The sequence below is a fragment of the Vulcanococcus limneticus LL genome (assembly GCF_943369875.1).
Classification (GTDB): domain Bacteria; phylum Cyanobacteriota; class Cyanobacteriia; order PCC-6307; family Cyanobiaceae; genus Vulcanococcus; species Vulcanococcus limneticus_A.
In genome coordinates this window covers 309,931-329,542 of sequence record NZ_CALROT020000001.1, presented here as the reverse complement: position 1 = coordinate 329,542, position 19,612 = coordinate 309,931, and the positions used below count along the sequence as shown (strand labels likewise).

Below are 19,612 nucleotides of genomic sequence, written 5' to 3'. Positions count from 1 at the left end.
TTTTTCATGGCCGGCTTTCCAGGCCAACCAGTTCACTGCGCGTTCCCTGCCGATCCGAGCCGGCGTTTCAGGGCTGAACGGGGGCGGCGGGAGTCGGTCGGGCAGTGGGGGACCACTGGCCCCCACGGGCCAGCCGCTTCAGGGCATCGCTGAGGTTTCGCTCCATCACGAAGGTCGTGCCGTCGGTCACCACCACCCGCACCAGGGTGGGCAGATCGTTGGCCTTCGACTGCAGATACACCGGCTCCACGTAGAGCAGACCCGATCCCACGGGTAACACCAGCATGTTGCCCCGGAACAGCCGCGATCCCAGGCGATTCCAGAGACCGAACTGATAACTGATCGTGGGGTCCTGGTCGATCAGGGCAGAAACCTGCTGGGGACCCAGCAGCAAGCGCTGCTGGGGGAACCGCACCAGGAGGAGTTCGCCGTAGTGGGGAGGGTCGTTGCGGGCAGCCAGCCAGCCCACCAGGTTGGTGCGCTTCAGCGGGGCGAAGGGGAGCAGCAGCACGAATTCAGTGCTGGTCTGGCCCGGAAGCTGAAGGGTGAGGTGATACGGGCGGACCTGGACGTTGCTGTTGCCGTAGATCTCGAAGGGCACCGACCACACGTCGTCGCCGTTGTAGAAGGTGCGCACATCAGTGACGTGGTAACGCAGCAGCCGCTCCGACTGGATCGTGAACTGGCTCTGGGGCACCCGGATGTGGCGCAGCAGGGCCTCAGGCATTTCCGACAGAGGACGGAACAGTTCGGGAAACGCCCGACGCCAGGTGCGCAGCACGGGATCGGAAGGGTCGTTCACATAGAGCCACAGACGGCCGTCGTGGGCATCCACAACGGCCTTGACCGGGTTGCGGAAGTAACGCAGGCCCTGGGGATTGGGATCGCTGTAGGGGTAGGAGCGGCTGTTGGTGAAACCGTCCAGCAGCCAGTACTGGTGCTGATCCCGTCGGTACCCCTTGTGCTGGCCCACCCGGGCCGTGACCAGATAGGGCTCGCTCTCAAAGTGCAGGAAGGGCGCCAGGGCCTCCAGGCGCTGGTTCACCTGACGGCGCAGAAGAAGAAGCGAGCGGGGGGTGAAGGAACCGGTGAACAGGACCCGTGGCTCGAGGAGGTAGGCAGCTGCACAGAGACGCTGCCAGGCCGTGGCCAGGGGCACTCCCCGGGTGCCGTCGTAGTGGGTGTAGACGTTCAGTTCGCCGTCGGGGTAGGCGAACTCCTGAACCTTCGTGGGAGCGATGGCGTAGGGAGCCGGCGCCGACGCGAAATAGAGGCTGGGCCGGCCCACCGGCAGGGCGGCCTGCGCCTCGGCGTCGCTCACCCCCAGCTGGGGCAGTCCCTGGACCCGGCCGCTGCGCCCCAGATCCTTCACGAAGAAGAGCGGCAGACCGTCGGGTCCGGCGGCATTGACCGGGGAAACCGTGAAGCCGTGGCCGTTGGTGAACACCAGGTGACGGTTGAGCCAGGTGCGCGAGCCCAGGGGCAAGGCGCTGCTGTCGAGCTCGCGGGCCGCGATCAGCACCTGTCGGCTGCCCTGCCGTCCGGTCTTGTCCCGCAGGGGGTAGCGGTCGACGGCCGCCGAGGAGAAGCGGTAGTAGAGACGCAGTTGCTGCAGCTGGCGGTTGGCGGCGAGCAGGGGCTGACTGTCCCAGAGACGCACGTTGGCCAGGGTCCCGGGGGCGGCCGCCAGGTCTTCGGCAGTGATCTTCTGACGGGGCTCCAGGGTGATGGTGCGCACCCGCTCCAGGCCGAAGGCGCGGCGGGTGCCCTGGATGCTGCGCCGCAGATAGGGGGTCTCCACGGCCAGCTCCCGCGGCTGGACCCAGAGCCGCTGCACCAGCGGGGCCAGCAGCCACTCGCTGATCGGCACCAGCAGGGCCGTGAAGGTCAGGGGGAGGAGAGCCCCGCGCCGCAGCCATCCCTTCGGCAGGGGCACCAGCAGACCCAGGGCCGTGAGCAGCAGCAGCAGGGCCAGCAACAGCCGCAGCGGCAGGCGCACATGGAGATCGACATACCCGGCTCCGGAGGCGATGCCGCTCCCCTCCACCATCAGATCGAAGGGCGCCAGGCCGCTGATCAGGGCCGCAACCACCGCCAGAAAGGCCAGCTGGGGCTGGAGAACCCGCTGCTGGGCGCGGCTCAGGCCGGGGAAGGCGCCATCAGAGAGGCTGGTGCCCTCGCTGAAACAGAGCAGCAGGCAGCCGGCAAGCCCGACCACACCCTGGGCCAGCAGCACGCTCAGCAGCAGCTTGAGGGCAGGCAGCCGCAGCACCGTGAAGGACAGATCCAGCCCCACCAGCGGATCCAGCTCGCCGAAGGGCGCCGCCAGCAGGGCCGGAAGCCAGAGGCTCCAGCCTCGGGCGAGGGCCGTAGCGGAGGCAGCGAGAGCGGCCGCCAGGGTGATGCGCAGGGTGGCGAGGGGGCGGATCAGCAGGGGGATCAACAGGCCGGCCGCCAGCCCCAGGGGCAGCAGCGGCGGCAGATCGAGCAGCACGCTGAAGCCCGTGATCACCTGGCCGCTGAACGGGGCCCCGATCAGGTCGCGAGCCTGCAGCACGAGGTAGGTCAGGCCGGTGGCCAGCAGCAGCAGCAGGGCGACCAGGGCCAACAGCAGGCCGCGACCACCCAACCGCAGCAGCGGTTCAGGACCCAGCGACTTGGTGGCCGCCTCCTGGCGCAATCGCCAGCAGCGCTGGAGCTGCTTGAGCTGCAGGAGCGAACCGCCGCCGAACACGAGGGTGAACGCGGCGATCTGCAGGGCCCAGCGACGCAGCAGCACCCCCTGGAGCTCGAACTGCCCGAACCAGTCCCACTCCACCACCATGCGGGCCAGCAGCAGGATCGCCGCCAGGGCAGCGACAGCGATGACGATGGCGATGGCCGCGGCACGGAGCGCGGACAACCGGCGGCGCCGGGCCGGGGAGGGGAGGGTGCTCACCCCACGAGCGTAGGCAGAACCCAACTGGCGACAAGGCCCAGCCCATCGACACTCCATACCCGATCCCCTAGTTCGGGTATTTCCAGGCCAGCCGAGCGCCGCTGTTAGCGTCCTTGCAATTCCTGGGCGTGCCCGTGACCGCGACCCTCTCCCGCTCCACCTTCACCGGCCTGCGCTGCAAGGAATGCGGCCATGCCTATGAGGCCGGAGCCCGTCACGTCTGTGAGGACGTCTGCTTCGGCCCCCTGGAGGTCGTCTACGACTACGACGCGATCAAGCGCCGCGTCAGCCGGGCCTCGATCGAGGCCGGCCCCACCTCCATCTGGCGCTACCGCGAGTTTCTGCCGATCGAGGGCGACCCGATCGATGTGGGCACCGGCTTCACGCCCCTGCTGAAGGCCCATCGGCTGGCTCGCCGCCTCGGCCTGAAGAACCTCTACATCAAGAACGACGGCGTCAACATGCCGACGCTCTCGTTCAAGGACCGGGTGGTGTCCGTGGCCCTCACCCGCGCCCGCGAGCTGGGCTTCACCACGGTGAGCTGCGCTTCCACCGGCAACCTGGCCAACTCCACCGCCGCCATCGCCGCCCACGCCGGCCTGGAGTGCTGCGTGTTCATCCCCAGCGATCTGGAGCTGGGCAAGGTGCTCGGCACCCTGATCTACAACCCCACCCTGATGGCGGTGAAGGGCAACTACGACCAGGTGAACCGCCTGTGCTCGGAGGTGGCCAACACCTACGGCTGGGGCTTCGTGAACATCAACCTGCGCCCCTACTACTCCGAGGGCTCCAAGACCCTGGGCTATGAGGTGATCGAGCAGCTGGGCTGGCAACTGCCCGACCACATTGTGGCGCCGCTCGCCTCGGGCTCCCTGTTCACCAAGATCCGCAAGGGCTTTGATGAATTCATCAAGGTGGGCCTCGTGGACGAGAAGCCCGTGCGCTTCAGCGGCGCCCAGGCCGAGGGCTGCAGCCCGATCGCCCAGGCTTTCGCCGAGGGCCGCGACTTCATCACGCCGGTGAAGCCCAACACCATCGCCAAGTCGATCGCCATCGGCAACCCGGCCGACGGCCCCTACGCCATCGACATCGCCAACAAGACCGGCGGCAGCATCGCGGCGGTGAGCGATGCCGAGATCATCGACGGCATCAAGCTGCTGGCCGAAACCGAGGGCGTGTTCACCGAGACCGCCGGCGGCACCACCATCGCCGTGCTCAAGAAGCTGGTGGAGCAGGGCAAGATCGACCCCAACGAGACCACCGTGGCCTACATCACCGGCAACGGCCTCAAGACCACCGAGGCCGTGAGCTCCGCCATCGGCGAGCCGTTCCTGATCGAGGCCCAGCTCGACAGCTTCAACGCCGCCTGGGAGCGGGCCCAGTCCCTGCATCGGGCCAGCTGGGAGCCGGTGGCCTGAGCCCGGCGTTCCCCTCCCAACCCTTCTTGCTTCCATCCCCCCTTCCGACCGCATCCATGGCCGTTCAGGTTCTGATCCCCACCCCCCTGCAGAAGTTCACCAACGACGAGGCCAGCGTGGCGCTCACGGCCGCCAGCGTCGATGGACTGCTCGACGCCCTGGAGGAGCGCTATCCCGGCATCAAGGGGCGCCTCTGCGACGAGGGCGGCAAGCTGCGCCGCTTCCTCAATGTGTATGTGAATTCCGAGGACATCCGCTTCCTGCAGAACCAGGAAACGGCCCTCCAGGACGGCGATGAGGTGAGCATCGTGCCCGCCGTGGCCGGTGGCTGAGCAGCTCCCATAGCGCCCCCGGTAGCAACGGCGGCCATCCGCCAGCGCCGCCGGCGGCTCAATAGGCTTCATTCCACGAAGACGCCGGAGAGATGCCATGACCCAGGCTCCTGAGATCCGCTCCTCCAGCCCTCTCGAATCCCGCCCATCGGCTGAACCCGGCACCGCCGATCCGGCTGCCAAGGCCCTGCTGTTCGACTATCGCCAGGCCGCCAATCCGGTGCGCCACGGACTCACCGAACCGATCCCCTACCACCAGTGGGGACCCGAGCTGCACGCCAGCGGTGCCAGCCGGGTGATCCCGCTGGATCTGAGCCAGGAGCTCGGGAACGCGGGCCCCAGCACCAGCCCGGCCCTGGCCGCCCACTTCCTGCGCATCGAGGCGGGGGAGGGTCTACCCGCCGCCGCCAACGCCACCAGCTCCCTCTTCTTCGTGCTGGAGGGCCGGGGCCTGTGCCGTCGCCGGGCCGAGGGGGCCTCGCCGGCCGTCAGCCTCAGCTGGCAGGCGGGGGATCTGTTCGTGCTGCCGGCCGGTGGGGCGGCCCTGCTGGAGGCGGAAACCAGCAGCGTTCTCTACTGGGTGCACGACGCCCCCCTGCTGCAGTTCCTGGGTGCCACCGCCAGCGAGCCGCGCTTTCAGGCCACCCACTACGCCGGCAGCTGGCTGCGCCAGGAGCTCGACGCCCTGGCCGCCGACCCCAGCAGCGCCCGCAGCAACCGGCTGAGCCTGCTGCTGGCCAACACGGATCTGCCCGCCAGCCGCACCGTGACCCACACCCTCTGGGCCATGTTCGGCATGGTGCCCGCCGGGGCCGTCCAGGCCCCGCACCGCCACCAGTCCGTGGCCCTCGATCTGATCGTGGACTGCGATCCCGGCTGCTACACCCTGGTGGGCACCGAGCTGGACGCCGACGGCGCGATCCGCAACCCCACCCGCATCGACTGGCAGGCCGGCGGCGCCTTCGTGACCCCCCCGGGCCACTGGCACGCCCACGTCAACGCCAGCGGCCGCACGGCGCTGCTGCTGCCGATCCAGGATGCCGGGCTGCACACCTACCTGCGCAGCCTGGACATCCGCTTCGCGGGCTGAGCCTTCACGGGCCGAGCCTGATCGGGCTCAGCTGAGACGCCGGATTCAGCAGGGCAGCTCCACGAGGCCGGCAGCGGCGCCGGCCGGCTGCGCCTCGTGGCGGTCGACGATGGCGCGGAACTGGTCGCCGTCGATCGTCTCCTGCTCAATCAGCTGCTCCACCAGGGCATCCATCAGCTCGCGGCGGGGGGTGAGCAGCGCCACGGCCTGGTCCAGGGCCTCCACCGCCAGGCCGCGCACCTGGGCGTCGATGCGGTTGCCGGTCTCGCGGGAGTAGTGGGGCTCGGAGCGCAGCCAGTCGCGGCCGAGGAACACCTCGTGGCCATCCCCCTCCAGGGCCACCGGGCCCAGGCTGGAGAAGCCGTAGCGGGTCACCATCTCGCGGCCGATGCGGCTCACCAGCTCCAGGTCGCCGGAGGCGCCCTGGGTCACCTCGCTGGGACCGAACACCACCAGCTCGGCGGCGCGGCCGCCCATGGCCACCACCATCCGGGCCCGCAGGTAGGCCTTGCTGATCAGGCCCGAATCGAGCACGTCCTCATCGGGCATGGTGCGGGCGAAGCCACCCACGCCACCGGAGCGGGGCAGCAGGGTCACCTTGTCCAACTTGTCGGCGGCGGGCAGCAGGGTGGTGAGCAGGGCGTGGCCCACCTCGTGGTAGGCGATCAGCCGCTTCTTGGCGCTGTCCTGCAGCGGCGCCACGGTGAGGCCCATGGTGATCCGCTCCAGGGCCTCGTTGAGCATCTGGTCGTCGAGGGTCTGCCGGCCGCGGCGGGCGGTGAGGATCGCCGCCTCATTCAGCAGGTTGGAGAGGTCGGCTCCGGAGAAGCCCGGGGTGCGGCTGGCCCAGTCGCTCAGGGACACCTCGGGATCCAGGGGCCGGCTGCGGGCGTGCACCGCCAGGATCGCCTCGCGGCCCTTGCGGTCCGGCAGGTCCACATGGATCTGGCGATCGAAGCGGCCGGGCCGGGTCAGGGCCGCATCGAGCACATCGGGGCGGTTGGTGGCCGCCAGGAGGATCACGCCGGAGTTCTCGGCGAAGCCGTCCATTTCGGTGAGCAGCTGGTTGAGGGTCTGCTCCCGCTCGTCGTTGCCGCCGCCGATGCCGGCGCCGCGCTGACGGCCCACCGCATCGATCTCGTCGATGAAGATGATGCAGGGCGCCTTCTCCTTGGCCTTGCGGAACAGATCCCGCACCCGCGAGGCGCCCACGCCCACGAACAGCTCCACGAATTCGGAAGCCGCCATCGAGAAGAAGGGCACGCCGGCCTCGCCAGCGATCGCCTTGGCCAGCAGCGTCTTGCCGGTGCCGGGCGGTCCCACCAGCAGCACACCCTTGGGGATCTTGGCGCCCACGGCGGTGAAGCGTTCGGGCTCCTTCAGGAAGGTCACCACCTCCTGGAGCTCCTCCTTGGCCTCGTTGATGCCGGCCACGTCCTCAAAGCGCACGGTGACGCTGCCCTCCGGCTGGACGCGGGCCTGGCTGCGGCCGAAGCCCATGGCCTTGTTGGCCACCTGGGAGGAGCGGCGGATCAGCAGCGCCAGGCCGCCGAACAGCAGCACCAGCAGCAGCACGTTGGACACCAGCCCGGCGGTGGCCTCGTCGCGGCGGTCGTCGCGCACGGTGAGGGGAACCCGGGCCTCCTGGGCACTGCGCAGCAGCAGCTGGTCGTTGCTGAACACCGGCACGGTGACCGTGCGGCCATCGGTGTAGGTGACCCGCACCTCCCGGCGGCGGGTGGAGAGCTCCAGATCCCGCACCGTGCCGCCGCGCAGCTGCTGGAGCAGCTGGCTGTAGCTGGGGGCCGGCGCCTGCTGGACCAGGCCCTGCAGCAGACCCCGGCCGCCCTGCTGGGCCTCCACCGGCTTGGGCTTGGCCGGGGCCTGGAGCTGGGCGGGCGGCTGGGCTGCAGGCTCAGTGGCGGGCTCGGTGGAGGGCTCGGTGGCGGGCCGGACGGCAGGAGGCGCCGCAACGGCATCCGGGGCTGCGGCGTCAGGGGAGGCTGCGGCAGGAGCTGCAGCAGCGGGGGCCTTGGAGCCGGGGGCAGGCACGGCCTGGGCGATGGCCCAGCCCTGGGAAGACGGGGAAACGCCGGTGCTCACTGGGCTCTGCTTCTCGGAAGAGCTTAGCGATTTGACGAAAGGGAGGGCGGCAACGGAAGATCATTGTTTGGCTGATCACGAGCGGGATGGCTGTTCCCAAGAAGAAAACCTCCAAGGGCAAGCGCAACCAGCGCCACGCCACCTGGAAAGGCAAAGCTGCCATCGCGGCGCAGAAAGCCCTCTCGATCGGCAAGGCCGTGCTGAGCGGTCGCGCCCAGGGATTCGTCTATCCCGTGGCTGAAGAGGACGGCGACGAGGCCTGAGCCCTCGCCCCCATCTGAGCCCAACGCTGGCCCATGGCCTCGGCGCCACTGCCCTCCCACAGGCAGCGGCGCCGGCCATCCAGCAGCATCACCCGATCAGCCTGGCCCAGCAGCGCCCGCCCGTAGAGGAGCGGGGGCAGCGAGGCCAGGCTGGCCCGTATCAAGGCCTCCAGCGCCTTGGGCTGCATCCAGCCCCCGCCCGCCCGCCGCTGCCGCGCCTCGGCCTGGAAGCGCCAGCGCCGCGGCAGCTCCCAGCGGCAGGGCCAGAGCAGGCCGAGGCCGTCGAGGGCGTCCCAGAGGGGTTGGTAGGGCTGCAGCGCCTGATCCCAGCGGGGTAGGGCCCGGCGCTCCTCCGGGCTGAGGCCCGCCAAGGCGTCACCTATAGCCAGAGCCTCCGCGAGGCCAGGGCCCAGGGGCCGGTAGCCCACCAGCCAGCCCTCGAGCAGCAGGGCGTCGGCAGGGCCGTGCCAGGGATCGCAACGATCGCCGAGGCCCTGGCGCAGGGTCTTGTCGAAGCGGGGCAGCTGCAGGGAGGCCAGGCCGGCGGGTTCGGCCCGCCAGGCGGCGATTGCCGAGGCCAGCAGCCCGGGGTCGTGGCTGCCGGGCGGCACCCGGTTCACGCCGAAGGGGTTGGCGGCCATGGCCTCCAGGCGCTGCTGCCAGGGCAGGTAGGCGTCATCGATCGAGGCGATCGCCAGGGCCAGGCCGCGGTCCTGGGCCCGCTGTCGCAGCAGCCGGCTGAGGGTGCTCTTGCCGGCCCCCACCGGGCCATTGAGCCCAAGCACCGGCCGCTGACCCGCCGCCACCAGAGCGGTGCAGCGATCCAGCAGGGCCGCGATGAAGCGCTCCCGCCGCCGTTCGGAAGGCTGCTGAACGTCCTGGTGCATCGGCTGTGGCAGGGGCGGCTGCGGCCCCTGTCCTGGCTGGCCGGACTCACCGGAGACCACCGTCGCCATGCCGACCCCGCTCACGAGCCCAGCTTGAAGGCCTCCAGCACCAGGGCGTAGACGAGCCCGATGCGCAGGTTGTCGGCCATCAGCCAGCCCAGGCCCGGTTCGCCCTTCACCGCCCGCGTGCGCAGCCGCACCACCACTTCCAGAAGCACCACGAGACTCAGCACCACCGGCGGCCGCGGACCGAGCTTCACCAGCCAGTAGACGGTGAGGTTGTTGCCGGAGTAGAGCCCCAGCAGCAGGGCCAGCAGCCCCAGGCTGCGGCGCCGCCAGGGGCCGCGGAAGGCGCCGAACAGGCCGGCGGCGAGCTGCCGCTGCAGGCGCTCAAAGCGCGTCGCCCGAACCGGCAATCGGGTCATGGCCGCCCCAGCAGCTGCTGCAGATAGGAGAGCGTGACCCGGCCCTGGGGGCAAGCGGGACCGTGCAGCACCCGCAGGCGGCTGTCCGGCGCACCCAGCTGGTCCACCACGGCGCTGGCGGAGGTGAAGGCCTGGCTCGGTTCGGCCGCGCTGGAGCGGCTGCGGGTCACCAGGGTGGCGAGACCAGCGGCGCGGGCCGCCGCCAGGCCATTGCCGGAATCCTCAATGGCCAGCGCCGCGCCGGGGGGCAGCCCCAGCCGCTCCAGGGCCAGCTGGTAGGCCTCCGGGTCGGGCTTCTTGCGGGCGACATCCTCGCCGCAGACCAGAAAGGCGAAGCCGCCGGCCAGCTCCGGCAGCAGGGCCTGGAGCAGTGCCGTCACCGCCGCCCGGCCGCTGGTGGTGACGATCACCTGGCGCAGGCCCGCCGCCGCCGCCTCGACCAGCAGCTGACGCACCCCCGGCCGCAGCGTCAGCGCTCCGGCTGCCATCAGGGCCGTGTAGTGGCGCTGCTTGGCGGCCTGCAGGGCCTCCACCAGGGCGGGAGCCGGCGGGGAGCCCTCGGCTTCGGCCAGGAACTGGCGCAGGCGTTCCCGACCGCCGCTGATGGCCAGCAGCTCCAGGTAGGTGGGCTCATCCCAGTGCCAGGGCAGGCCCAGCTCCGCAAAGGCCCGGTTGAAGGCCGGCCGGTGGCCGTCGAGCTCGGTCTCGGCCAGGGTGCCGTCCACGTCCCAGAGCAGGGCCGCCAGCGCTGGAGGGGCCGGGGTGACGGACATGGCGGCGCAGGATCCGGGGCGTGGTGGCAGGAGGTGAGGGTAGGCAGCGGCCAGGCGTGGACCAGGGGGGCAGCGGTCGGGCGACTGCGTGGCGGGAACCCTGAGCCAGCGGAGACAGCCCCCAAGCCCACCGCTCCCGGCCCCCGTTCTCGCCCCCCGATCCCGCTCCGGCCGAGGCAACACATCGCCGCCCCCCGAGCGGCCGCGCACAATGGACCCTGTGTCAAACCCCGCCGTCCGCCCCGAGGCCAGCGAGCAGCACTGGCAGCTGCCCTCCCCCGTGGCGATCGCGGAGCCGCTGCGCGCCCTGGGCCTGTGTGAGCCACTGCTGGCGCTGCTGATCCGCCGGGGCTTCAGCAGCCCCGAGGCGATCGCCACCCTGCTGGATCCGCCCGCAGCCCCCGATCCTGCCGACCACTTCCCCGACCTGGCCCCAGCCGTGGCGCGCCTGCAGCGGGCCTGCCAGACCGGCGAGGCCGTGGCCATCTGCGGCGACTACGACGCCGACGGCATGACCAGCACGGCCCTGCTGGTGGGCCTGCTGGGGCGCCTCGGTGCCCGGCCCGTGGCCGCCATCCCCAGCCGCCAGGACGACGGCTACGGCCTCAACGCCGCCATGGTGGAGCGGCTGGCGGGCGAGGGGATCGGCCTGCTGGTGACGGTGGACAACGGCATCGCCGCCCGGGAGGCCCTGGAGCGGGCCCGGGAGCTGGATGTGGCCGTGATCGTGACCGACCACCACACGATTCCGGAGCAACGCCCGCCCTACCTGGCGCTGCTGCACCCGGCCTGCACCCCGGAGGGCTCGCCCTACCGGGGCCTGGCGGGGGTGGGCCTGGCCTACGTGCTGGCGCGGGCCCTGGCGGAAACCCAGGGCTCCGGCCAGGACCTGGCCATGGCCCTGGACCTGTTCTGCATCGGCACCATCGCCGACATGGCGCCCCTGGAGGGGGTGAACCGGCGCTGGCTGATCGACGGGCTGCCGCGGCTCAAGGCCAGCCCCCTGCCGGGGCTGCAGGCCCTGCAGCAGCTGGCCGGCCTCGAGGAGGGCGCCCTCGATGCGGGGGCGGTGGGCTTCCAGCTGGCACCGCGCATCAATGCCGTGGGCCGGCTCGGGGATCCCGCCCTGGTGGTGGAGCTGCTCACCACCGACGACCGGGAGAAGGCCCTGGAGCTCGCCCGGGAGTGCGAGGCCCTCAACCGCCAGCGACGGGAGCTGTGCGAGGCGATCGAGGCGGAGGCGGTGGCCCTGGTGCTGGCGGATGGCGAGCAGCGCAGCCCGTTTCTGCTGCTGGCCCAGAACCACTGGCACCACGGGGTGATCGGCATCGTGGCCGCCCGCCTGGTGGAGTGCTTCGGCCTGCCGGTGGCCCTGCTGGCCAGCGAGGGCAACGGCCGGCTGCGGGCCTCCGTGCGGGCCCCCCGCGGCTTCGCGGTGGATCGGGCCCTCACCCACTGCGGGGACCTGCTGGAGCGCTTCGGGGGGCATCCGGCCGCCGGCGGCTTCACGGTGCGGGCGGAGCGGGTGGCGGAGCTGCACGAGGCGCTCAATGGGCTGGCCAGCCAGTGGCTGGAGCAGCGGGGCGCCGCGGTGCTGGTGGAGCCGGAGGCGCTGCTGCCCCTGGAGCGGATCGATCGGGCCCTGTGGCAGCAGCTGCAGCGGCTGGAGCCCTTCGGCAGCGGCCACCCGGCGCCGGTGTTCTGGAGCGCGGACTGCCGGGTGGTGCAGCAGAAGGAGCTGCGGGGCGGCCACCTGCAGCTCAGCCTGGCCCAGGGGGAGACGCGGGTGCGGGCGATCGCCTGGCGCTGGAAGGGTGGCGATCGCCTGCCGCCCCGGGTGGATGTGGCCTACCGGCTGCGGCTGAACCGCTGGCAGGGGGAGGAGCGCCTGCAGCTGGAGCTGGTGGGGCTGCGCCCCAGCGGCGGCGACACGGTGCGGCTGCAGCGCCGCGACCGCACCTACTGGTGCAGCCGTGAGGGGGAGGAGCTGGTGATCCGCAACGCGGCCGGCGAGGAGCTGCGGGGACGCCCCGATGGCGAGGGCGGCGGCCTGCAGGCCGACCACCCCCGGGGAGACCACCCCTACCTGCAGTCGCTGCTGCAGGAGGCGGCCCTGGCCCTGGGCCTCGCCGCCTGAGGGGCGGCGTCAGGGTCAGCCCGAGGCGCGCACAGAAGGCCCCAGCAGGGCGCCAGCACAGGGCCCGAGCGCAGGCCCCCAGCACGACAAAGCCCGCTCCCTGGAGGGAACGGGCCGGACAGCGAACTCCCCGGCAGCCGGGGGGTTCAGGTGCTGAGAGCTGTGGAGCTCAGAGGGCGCCGCGGCGGTAGAAGAGGATGAAGATCACCGCCGGGCCGGCAATGGTGATCAGGAACAGGGCAGCGAAGTTGGCGATCAGATGGAAGTCGATTCCCATGGAGAAGCGGCGCAGCGGCTGCACAGGTTGTGGGCAAGGTTACGGGGTGCCGGCCCCCGCTCTCGGGCTGCCGCGGTGGCTCTGTGACGGCTTGTCACAGGCAGCAGGCCTCGGCCAGGGGCGGCCATGAGTGAGTCCCTCACCTGGCGCTGCATCAGTGGCTGCGGCTCCTGCTGCCGGCTCGATCCGGGCGAGCGCAACGAGGCCCTGGCGGCCCTCTCGCCCGAGCAGCAGGAGCAGTACCTGGCAATGGTGGGCCCCGATGGCTGGTGCCTGCACTTCGACACCGGCTCGAGCCAGTGCCGCATCTATGACGAGCGCCCCGCGTTCTGCCGGGTGGAGAACCTGGGGGTGCTGTTCGACGTGCCCGAGGCGGAGCGCAACGCCTTCGCCATCGCCTGCTGCCGCCAGCAGATCCGCTGCGAACACGGCGGCCGTGGCATGGTGATGCGTCGCTTCGAGCAGGCCATCCGCCAGCCCCCCGACGCCGCCGGCTGAGCCCGGCCCCCGGAGCCTGCCGACCGAGCCCGCCAGCCCCCTTGCCCCAGCCATGACCCAAGCCGCCGACCCGCCGGAGCCACAGGCCGCCGAGGCCGCCGAGGCCGCCAGCGCCGCTGAGCAGGCCGCCGAGCAGGCCACTGGGGCCGACCACGCCACCCCCGGAACCGCCGGCGACGAGACCAAGGCCGGCAGCTTCGGCGCCGTGTTCCTGACCACCTTCACCACGGTGTTCCTGGCCGAGCTGGGCGACAAGACCCAGCTGGCGGCCCTGCTGCTCTCGGCCGAGTCGGGCCGGCCGGTGCTGGTGTTCGTGGGCGCCTCCCTGGCGCTGATCAGCTCCAGCCTGGTGGGGGTGGTGCTGGGCCGCTGGCTGTCGCGGGTGGTGCCGCCCCACCAGCTGGAGCGCGGCGCCGGCATCCTGATGATCGCCCTGGGCCTGTGGCTTGGCCGCCAGGCGGTGCTGACGCTGCTGCCGTCCGGCCTGCCCGGCGCGCTGCCGGTGGGCTGAGGCTGCCGACCGTCGGCGTCACCCACTCGCGCCCCCCCACCCCATCCAGTCCCCTTCCGTCCGTCCTCCGCTCCGGCCCCGTGCAGCTGCCCCTCCTGGCCTCCACCTTCGCCACCGTGTTCCTCGCCGAACTGGGTGACAAGACCCAGCTGGCGATCGTGACCATCAGCGGCACCTCCAGCCGCAGCGGCGCCGTGTTCGCCGGCAGCTCCTGCGCCCTGGTGCTGGCCAGCCTGCTGGGGGCCGGCGCCGGTGGGTCGCTCTCGGCGGTGATCCCCACCAATGCCCTGCAGCTGGCGGCCTCGCTGGGCTTCCTGGTGATCGGCATCCGGCTGGTGATCAAGGCGGGCCAGGCGGAAGCCGCAGACAGCGAACCGCCCACTGCCTAAAGTCAGAGTCAGGACCCACTACCGCGCCCGGAGACCTCTCTCTCCACCCGGGTGATCGCGGGGGCTCCTGCTGCCACCGGCCCCAGCAGTTCCGCTGCCCACGGCCCTGCCAGCTCCGCCGCAACCGTCGCCGCAGCTCCGCTGCAGCCGCTGGGTGGCACCCGCTCCCCTGGATCCCGCACCCCGCGAGCCGCGCCGTGGCGTGGCACCGCCCAGGGCTGAGGGCCGGGCCAGCCCGCCAGCGCCGCTTTCCCCCTCGCCTCCCCTTCGCGCCCCATGAAGTTCACGGTCGCCGACCTGCTCGACCAGCTGCCCGCCGAGGAGCCGCTTGCCGTCGCCAAGCTCGAGAAGGCCCTGGGCCTGTCCGGCAAGGGCGAGAAGGAACAGCTGGCGATCGCCCTGGCCGCCCTGGCCAAGGTGGGCGTGCTGACCCAGAGCGACGACGGCGTCGGCCGCGTGCAGGACGAAGGCCTGATCGAGGCGCGGCTGCGCTGCAGCAGCAAGGGCTTCTGCTTCGCCCTGCGGGACGACGGCGGCGAGGACATCTACATCCGCGACCACCAGCTCAACCACGCCTGGAACGGCGATCGGGTGCTGGTGCGCGTCACCCGCGAGGGCGGCCGGCGCCGCTCCCCCGAGGGCGGCGTGCAGTGCATCCTCGAACGCCAGACCACCAGCCTGCTGGCCCAGGTGGAGCAGCAGAACGAGCGCCTGGTGGCGGTGCCGCTCGACGACCGCCTGCTGACGACCGTGGAGCTGCCCGCCGCGGACGCCGAACACCTCAAGCCCGAGGGCGAGGCGGTGGTGGAGGTGAAGGTGGACCGCTACCCGGTGGGCCAGCTGCCGCCCCAGGGCCACGTGGCCCGCAGCCTGGCCATCAACGCCGGCCCCGAAGCCGCTCTGGACCTGCTGCTCACCAAGCACGGCCTGCGCGACCGCCCCGCCGCCCCCCGCGCCACCCTCAAGGCCCCGGCCGACAAGGAGCGCGACGACCTCACCGCCCTGCCCACCCTGCTGCTGCAGGGCTGGAGCGGCGCCGAGGCCCCGATCCTGCCGGCCGTGTCGCTGGAGACGACGGAGAGCGGCCAGCGCCTATGGCTGCACGCCCCCGCCATCGCCGAGCGGGTGGGCTTCGGCAGCGCCCTCGACCTCGTCCTGCGGGACCAGGGCGAGGCCCTCTGCGTGGGCGAGCGCTGGCTGCCCCTGCTCACCCCCGCCCTCACCAAGGCGGCCGCCTTCAAGGCCGGCGAGGCCCAGGCGGCCCTCTCGGTGGCGCTGGAGATCGGCCCAGACGGCGCCCTGGAGCACTACCGCTTCAGCCGCAGCACGATCCGCCCCGACGCCCTGGTGGATGACAAGGCCCTGCAGGCCCTGGCCGAGCGCAAGCCCAAGGCCCGCACCACCCCGGCCGCCCTCAAGGCCCTCAAGGACCAGCTGCCCCTGTTGGAGCAGCTGATTGCCCTGGCCGACCTGCTGCACCAGCAGCGGCTGGCGGCCGGCTCCATCGAGCTCGACCTGCCCCTGCCCGCCATCGCCGGCCTGGGAGACCTGGCCATCCCCGAACCGGACGAGAGCCGCGAGGGCTGGCTGGTGAGCCTGGATGCCGGCTCACCCATGGGGCTGCTGCGGGAGCTGGTGCTGCCGGCCCACCGGGCCCTGGGCCGCCACTTCGCCGCCCTGGAGCTGCCGGGCCTGTTCGCCACCAACGCCGAGCCCGACCCCGAGGCCGTGAATGAAGTGGCCAAGGCCGCCCTAGCCCTGGAGATCCCCCTGGAACTCTCCGCCGACGGCAACGCCACCGCCCAGGAGCTGGCCGTGGCCTTCGCCGCCACCGACCGCCGCCGGGTGCTGCAGCAGCAGCTGCGGGAGCCGCTGCAGCCGGTGCTGCTGGCCGATGCGCCGGGCCCCAACATGCTGGCCGGCGAGCCGCTGGCCTTCGCCCCCTGGAGCTGCCCGGGCCTGCACTACGCCGACCTGTGGAACCAGCACCTGCTGGTGCTGCTGCTGACCGAGGGCAAGGACCGCCCCTCCGTGCGCCACAAGACCCGGGTCGACATCGCCGGCGACGCCAGCCACGGCGCCATCGACTGGCCGCTGCTGGCCCCCAGCCAGATCACGCCGCTGCAGGAGGGCCGCAGCGCCGCGCTGCTGCACCGCCTCAACGCCCGCTCCCGCTTCGCCGCCGAGCTGCGCAACGACGCCGTGGCCATGGCCCAGGCGCGCCAGGCCGAGCCCCAGGTGGGCCAGACCCTCACCGGCGTGATCAGCGGCGTGCAGAGCTACGGATTCTTCGTGGAGGTGCCCCCCACCGAGGTGGAGGGCCTGGTGCACGTGAGCTCCCTCAAGGACGACTGGTACGAGTACCGCTCGCGCCAGAACCGCCTGGTGGGCCGCAAGAACCGCCGCACCTACATGCTCGGCGACAGCGTGGAGGTGGTGATCCGCAAGGTGGACGTGCTGCGCCACCAGATCGACCTCGAGGTGGTGCTGCCGGAGGGCGACCTGGACAACGCGGACGCGGGCGAGGAGCCCGGATCCAGCGACTCCGACGAGGCCTGAACCGATGGACGCCGCCGGTGATCCGGTGGTGCTGGCGGTGTCCGGCGCCTCCGCCCAGCCCCTGGCCCAGCGGGCCCTGCAGCTGCTGCTGGAGGCGGGCGAGCGGGTGGAGATGGTCACCAGCCGCGGCGCCATCGGCGTGTGGCAGGCGGAGCTGGGGCTGCGGGTGCCCAGCGAGCCTGAGGCCCAGGAGGTCTTCTGGCGCGAGCGCACCGGCACCACGGCCGGCAGCCTGCGCTGCCACCGCTGGAACGACCAGGCCGCCGGCATCGCCAGCGGCAGCTTCCGCACCAAGGGGATGGTGATCCTGCCCGCCTCGATGGGCAGCGTGGGCCGCATCGCCGCCGGCGTGGCCACCGACCTGCTGGAGCGGGCGGCGGACGTGCACCTCAAGGAGGGCCGCCCCCTGGTGATCTGCCCGCGCGAGACCCCCTGGAACCTGATCCACCTGCGCAACCTCACGGCCCTGGCGGAGGCGGGCGCCCGCATCGCCCCGCCGGTGCCGGCCTGGTACCACCGGCCCACCACGATCGAGGAGATGGTGGATTTTCTGGTGATCCGGGTGTTCGATTGCCTCGGTTTCGAGCTCGGCGCCCTGCAGCGCTGGCAGGGACCCGTTCCCCTGGCCCGTCCCCACGCCTGAATCCGGCCCGTGCTGCAACGCCTGCTGCTGCTGCCCCTGCTCGCGCCCCTGCTGGCGGCGCTGCTGGTGGGGGCCCTCAACCCCCGCCCCTGGGCGGCGCTGCAGCTGCTGGTGTGGCGCACGCCCGCCTGGCCCCTGGGGGCCTGGATCAGCCTGGCGGCGGCTGGGGGTGGGGCCCTCAGCGCCGGCGCCACGGCCCTGGCCCTGCGCAGCGGCGGCGGCGGCGGCGGCCAGCCCGGCCCCTTCCGGCGCCGCCCGGTGGCCGAGGTGTTCGGCCGCCGGCGGGAGGCGGAGGCCTGGCCGGAGGACGACGGTGCCGGTCCGGCGGGGCGCGACGGCTGGGGCGGCCCCACCCCGGCCGCGGAGGGCTGGGCCGGGCCGAGCCGCGCCCCCGGCGATCCCCCTCCCACGGTCTCGGTGCCCTTTCGGATCCTGCGCCGGGGCTCCGCGGGCTCGGCGCGGCCTGACGGCCCGGCCAGCAGCGCTGCGGCCTCCGCGGGCACCCCGGCCGGCCGCCGCTCCACGGCCCCGGCCGGGGCGAGCGTGGTGAGCACCGGCGATGGCTGGGATGAGCCCGGCAGCGACGACTGGTAGGGATCAGGCCGCGGACGCGGCTTGCCAAACCAGAATCGAGGGCCGGGGTCCTTAGAGTCCGCACCAGCGTTAAGCCCGAGGCCCGCTCCGGTGACCGATTCCGCCAGCCCCGCCCCCGACACCCCGGCGGTCCCCGAGCCCAAGGCGGCCGCCGCCGTCAAGCCGGCGGCCAAGGAGAAGCCGCCCGCGCCGGAGGACCGGCCCTTCGCCGAGTTCGTGCCCCAGCTGCTGATCCCGGCCCTGGCCCAGGAGATCCAGGCCTATGGCGGGCCGGCCGTGGACCTGCGCTTCGAGCAGGGGCCCATGCCCGTGGTGGGCGCGAACTGCTGGATGGTGATCGGCAGCCTGCCGGGCGCCCGCCGCTTCTGGCTCTGCTTCACCAGCGATTCCATCAGCTCCTCCAAGACCATCGCCGTGGCCGAGGCGGGGGCGGAGCCGAGCCTGCTGGAGTCGTTCCTGATCGACGAGAAGAAGACCACCCTGGCCCTGCTGGTGTCCCGGCTGGTGCAGCGCCTCAACGGCCAGAAGTGGCTGGGCGCCAACTGAGCCCCAACACCCGTCGGCCTGGGCGGGGGCCCGCAGCAGCGGCCCCGCCGGCGCCGGCCCGCCTGCCGGGCTTGCTTCACAGTCCGGCGTCTGAGCCCCCGCCCCACCTACGATGGCTCCCACGCCCGTAGCTGCGCATCCCGATGGTGCCCCCCGCCGCCGTTGCCACACCCGCCCTCGGCACGCCTGAGGCGCCGGCCGTCAAGGATCCGGTCAAGGACACGATCCTGACGCCGCGCTTCTACACCACGGACTTCGACGCCATGGCGGCGATGGATCTCCGCCCCAACGAGGCGGAGCTGGAGGCCATCTGCGAGGAGTTCCGCAAGGACTACAACCGCCACCACTTCGTCCGCAACGAGGAATTTGAAGGGGCCGCCGACAAGCTCGACCCCGAGACCCGCAAGGTCTTCATTGAGTTCCTGGAGCAGAGCTGCACCTCCGAGTTCTCCGGCTTCCTGCTCTACAAGGAGCTGAGCCGCCGCATCAAGGAGAAGAACCCGCTGCTGGCCGAGTGCTTCGCCCACATGGCCCGCGATGAGGCCCGCCACGCCGGCTTCCTCAACAAGGCCATGGGCGATTTCGGCCTGCAGCTCGACCTGGGCTTCCTTACCGCCAGCAAGGCCTACACCTACTTCAAGCCGGCCTACATCTTCTACGCCACCTACCTGAGCGAGAAGATCGGCTACTGGCGCTACATCGCCATCTTCCGCCACCTCGAGAAGAACCCCGACAGCAAGATCTTCCCGATCTTCAACTTCTTCGAGAACTGGTGCCAGGACGAGAACCGCCACGGCGATTTCTTCGATGCTCTGATGAAGGCCCAGCCCAAGACCGTCACCGGTCTGCAGGCGCGCCTGTGGTGCCGCTTCTTCCTGCTGGCCGTGTTCGCCACCATGTATGTGCGCGACGTGGCCCGCAAGGAGTTCTACGAAGCCCTCGGCCTCGATGCCCGCGAGTACGACAAGTACGTGATCGCCAAGACCAACGAGACCTCAGCCCGCGTGTTCCCGGTGGTGCTGAACGTGGATCACCCCAAGTTCTACGAGCGCCTGGAGCGCCTGGTGACCAACAACCAGGCCCTGGCCGAGGCCGACCAGAGCAGCGCCCCCGCTCCCCTGAAGCTGCTGCGCAAGCTGCCCTACTGGGCCGCCAACGGCCTGGAGATGGCCAAGCTGTTCCTCACGGCCCCGATCCGCAGCGAGCAGTTCCAGCCCGCCGTGCGCTGA

Annotated in this window: 19 protein-coding genes; 13 read left to right on the top strand and 6 right to left on the bottom strand. The window is 71.9% G+C overall.

The window, feature by feature from the left end; genetic code table 11:
• Positions 1-67: 67 nt before the first annotated feature.
• On the bottom strand, positions 68-2,902 hold the full coding sequence (locus ACLV7J_RS01580; RefSeq protein ID WP_411867365.1) for a UPF0182 family protein: 2,835 nt from the start codon (positions 2,900-2,902) through the stop codon (positions 68-70).
• A gap of 170 nt (positions 2,903-3,072) precedes the next feature.
• On the opposite strand from ACLV7J_RS01580, the gene thrC reads away from it, so the two are divergent.
• The 3 genes from thrC (at position 3,073) to ACLV7J_RS01565 (ending at position 5,778) form a co-directional block, all read left to right on the top strand.
• Positions 3,073-4,356: a threonine synthase gene (gene thrC, locus ACLV7J_RS01575; RefSeq protein WP_411867364.1), complete on the top strand. Its 1,284-nt coding sequence runs from the start codon at positions 3,073-3,075 to the stop codon at positions 4,354-4,356.
• A gap of 56 nt (positions 4,357-4,412) precedes the next feature.
• Positions 4,413-4,688: a MoaD/ThiS family protein gene (locus ACLV7J_RS01570; RefSeq protein WP_411867363.1), complete on the top strand. Its 276-nt coding sequence runs from the start codon at positions 4,413-4,415 to the stop codon at positions 4,686-4,688.
• A 97-nt stretch (positions 4,689-4,785) separates the two neighbouring features.
• Entirely contained in the window at positions 4,786-5,778 is a 993-nt protein-coding gene (locus ACLV7J_RS01565; protein WP_411867362.1) for a cupin, read from the top strand.
• 45 nt (positions 5,779-5,823) lie between these two features.
• Here ACLV7J_RS01565 and ftsH read toward each other — a convergent pair whose 3' ends face one another.
• Positions 5,824-7,641, bottom strand: coding sequence for an ATP-dependent zinc metalloprotease FtsH (ftsH, locus tag ACLV7J_RS01560; protein WP_411867577.1), 1,818 nt, complete (start codon positions 7,639-7,641; stop codon positions 5,824-5,826).
• Positions 7,642-7,967: 326 nt separating this feature from the next.
• Between ftsH and rpmF the strand changes: the two genes are divergently transcribed.
• The gene (gene rpmF / locus ACLV7J_RS01555) at positions 7,968-8,144 is read left to right on the top strand and encodes a 50S ribosomal protein L32 (RefSeq protein ID WP_094589526.1); all 177 of its coding nucleotides are present in this window, start codon (positions 7,968-7,970) and stop codon (positions 8,142-8,144) included.
• Here the strand turns inward: rpmF and ACLV7J_RS01550 are convergent.
• From ACLV7J_RS01550 to ACLV7J_RS01540, 3 genes are all read right to left on the bottom strand, one after another.
• Entirely contained in the window at positions 8,108-9,031 is a 924-nt protein-coding gene (locus ACLV7J_RS01550) for a hypothetical protein (protein ID WP_411867361.1), read from the bottom strand. The genes rpmF and ACLV7J_RS01550 overlap by 37 nt on opposite strands.
• 80 nt (positions 9,032-9,111) lie before the next feature.
• Positions 9,112-9,456, bottom strand: a complete 345-nt coding sequence (locus tag ACLV7J_RS01545; protein WP_411867360.1) for a DUF565 domain-containing protein — start codon at positions 9,454-9,456, stop codon at positions 9,112-9,114.
• Positions 9,453-10,229, bottom strand: a complete 777-nt coding sequence (locus ACLV7J_RS01540; protein WP_411867359.1) for an HAD-IA family hydrolase — start codon at positions 10,227-10,229, stop codon at positions 9,453-9,455. Before ACLV7J_RS01540 ends, ACLV7J_RS01545 begins: the two co-directional genes overlap by 4 nt.
• A gap of 211 nt (positions 10,230-10,440) precedes the next feature.
• Between ACLV7J_RS01540 and recJ the strand changes: the two genes are divergently transcribed.
• Positions 10,441-12,366 carry a single-stranded-DNA-specific exonuclease RecJ gene (recJ, locus tag ACLV7J_RS01535; protein WP_411867358.1) on the top strand — a complete coding sequence of 642 codons (1,926 nt, stop codon included), beginning with the start codon at positions 10,441-10,443 and terminating at the stop codon, positions 12,364-12,366.
• A gap of 169 nt (positions 12,367-12,535) precedes the next feature.
• Here the strand turns inward: recJ and psb30 are convergent, their stop codons facing one another.
• Positions 12,536-12,643 carry a photosystem II reaction center protein Ycf12/Psb30 gene (psb30, locus tag ACLV7J_RS01530; protein WP_094589557.1) on the bottom strand — a complete coding sequence of 36 codons (108 nt, stop codon included), beginning with the start codon at positions 12,641-12,643 and terminating at the stop codon, positions 12,536-12,538.
• Positions 12,644-12,769: 126 nt separating this feature from the next.
• Here psb30 and ACLV7J_RS01525 point away from each other — a divergent pair, with 126 nt between their 5' ends.
• From ACLV7J_RS01525 to acsF, 8 genes are all read left to right on the top strand, one after another.
• The gene (locus ACLV7J_RS01525) at positions 12,770-13,141 is read left to right on the top strand and encodes a YkgJ family cysteine cluster protein (protein ID WP_411867357.1); all 372 of its coding nucleotides are present in this window, start codon (positions 12,770-12,772) and stop codon (positions 13,139-13,141) included.
• 205 nt (positions 13,142-13,346) lie between these two features.
• The gene (locus ACLV7J_RS01520) at positions 13,347-13,652 is read left to right on the top strand and encodes a TMEM165/GDT1 family protein (RefSeq protein WP_411867576.1); all 306 of its coding nucleotides are present in this window, start codon (positions 13,347-13,349) and stop codon (positions 13,650-13,652) included.
• An 80-nt stretch (positions 13,653-13,732) separates the two neighbouring features.
• Entirely contained in the window at positions 13,733-14,041 is a 309-nt protein-coding gene (locus tag ACLV7J_RS01515) for a TMEM165/GDT1 family protein (protein WP_094589513.1), read from the top strand.
• Positions 14,042-14,317: 276 nt separating this feature from the next.
• A complete protein-coding gene (locus ACLV7J_RS01510; RefSeq protein WP_411867356.1) occupies positions 14,318-16,600 on the top strand; it encodes an RNB domain-containing ribonuclease in 2,283 nt (760 codons plus the stop codon).
• A gap of 4 nt (positions 16,601-16,604) precedes the next feature.
• Positions 16,605-17,243, top strand: coding sequence for a flavin prenyltransferase UbiX (locus ACLV7J_RS01505; RefSeq protein WP_411867355.1), 639 nt, complete (start codon positions 16,605-16,607; stop codon positions 17,241-17,243).
• Positions 17,244-17,252: 9 nt separating this feature from the next.
• Positions 17,253-17,837, top strand: coding sequence for a hypothetical protein (locus tag ACLV7J_RS01500; RefSeq protein WP_411867354.1), 585 nt, complete (start codon positions 17,253-17,255; stop codon positions 17,835-17,837).
• Between the two features lie 90 nt (positions 17,838-17,927).
• Entirely contained in the window at positions 17,928-18,383 is a 456-nt protein-coding gene (locus ACLV7J_RS01495) for a DUF2996 domain-containing protein (protein ID WP_411867353.1), read from the top strand.
• Positions 18,384-18,526: 143 nt separating this feature from the next.
• The gene (gene acsF / locus ACLV7J_RS01490; protein WP_411867352.1) at positions 18,527-19,612 is read left to right on the top strand and encodes a magnesium-protoporphyrin IX monomethyl ester (oxidative) cyclase; all 1,086 of its coding nucleotides are present in this window, start codon (positions 18,527-18,529) and stop codon (positions 19,610-19,612) included.

Excerpts from the sequence above, each read along its gene's own strand:
- ACLV7J_RS01570 (WP_411867363.1), top strand. The coding sequence starts at position 4,413 with ATGGCCGTTCAGGTTCTGATCCCCACCCCCCTGCAGAAGTTCACCAAC.
- ACLV7J_RS01565 (WP_411867362.1), top strand. The coding sequence starts at position 4,786 with ATGACCCAGGCTCCTGAGATCCGCTCCTCCAGCCCTCTCGAATCCCGC.
- rpmF (WP_094589526.1), top strand. The coding sequence starts at position 7,968 with ATGGCTGTTCCCAAGAAGAAAACCTCCAAGGGCAAGCGCAACCAGCGC.
- ACLV7J_RS01550 (WP_411867361.1), bottom strand. The coding sequence starts at position 9,031 with ATGCACCAGGACGTTCAGCAGCCTTCCGAACGGCGGCGGGAGCGCTTC.
- ACLV7J_RS01545 (WP_411867360.1), bottom strand. The coding sequence starts at position 9,456 with ATGACCCGATTGCCGGTTCGGGCGACGCGCTTTGAGCGCCTGCAGCGG.
- ACLV7J_RS01540 (WP_411867359.1), bottom strand. The coding sequence starts at position 10,229 with ATGTCCGTCACCCCGGCCCCTCCAGCGCTGGCGGCCCTGCTCTGGGAC.
- recJ (WP_411867358.1), top strand. The coding sequence starts at position 10,441 with ATGGACCCTGTGTCAAACCCCGCCGTCCGCCCCGAGGCCAGCGAGCAG.
- psb30 (WP_094589557.1), bottom strand. The coding sequence starts at position 12,643 with ATGGGAATCGACTTCCATCTGATCGCCAACTTCGCTGCCCTGTTCCTG.
- ACLV7J_RS01525 (WP_411867357.1), top strand. The coding sequence starts at position 12,770 with ATGAGTGAGTCCCTCACCTGGCGCTGCATCAGTGGCTGCGGCTCCTGC.
- ACLV7J_RS01510 (WP_411867356.1), top strand. The coding sequence starts at position 14,318 with ATGAAGTTCACGGTCGCCGACCTGCTCGACCAGCTGCCCGCCGAGGAG.
- ACLV7J_RS01505 (WP_411867355.1), top strand. The coding sequence starts at position 16,605 with ATGGACGCCGCCGGTGATCCGGTGGTGCTGGCGGTGTCCGGCGCCTCC.
- acsF (WP_411867352.1), top strand. The coding sequence starts at position 18,527 with ATGGTGCCCCCCGCCGCCGTTGCCACACCCGCCCTCGGCACGCCTGAG.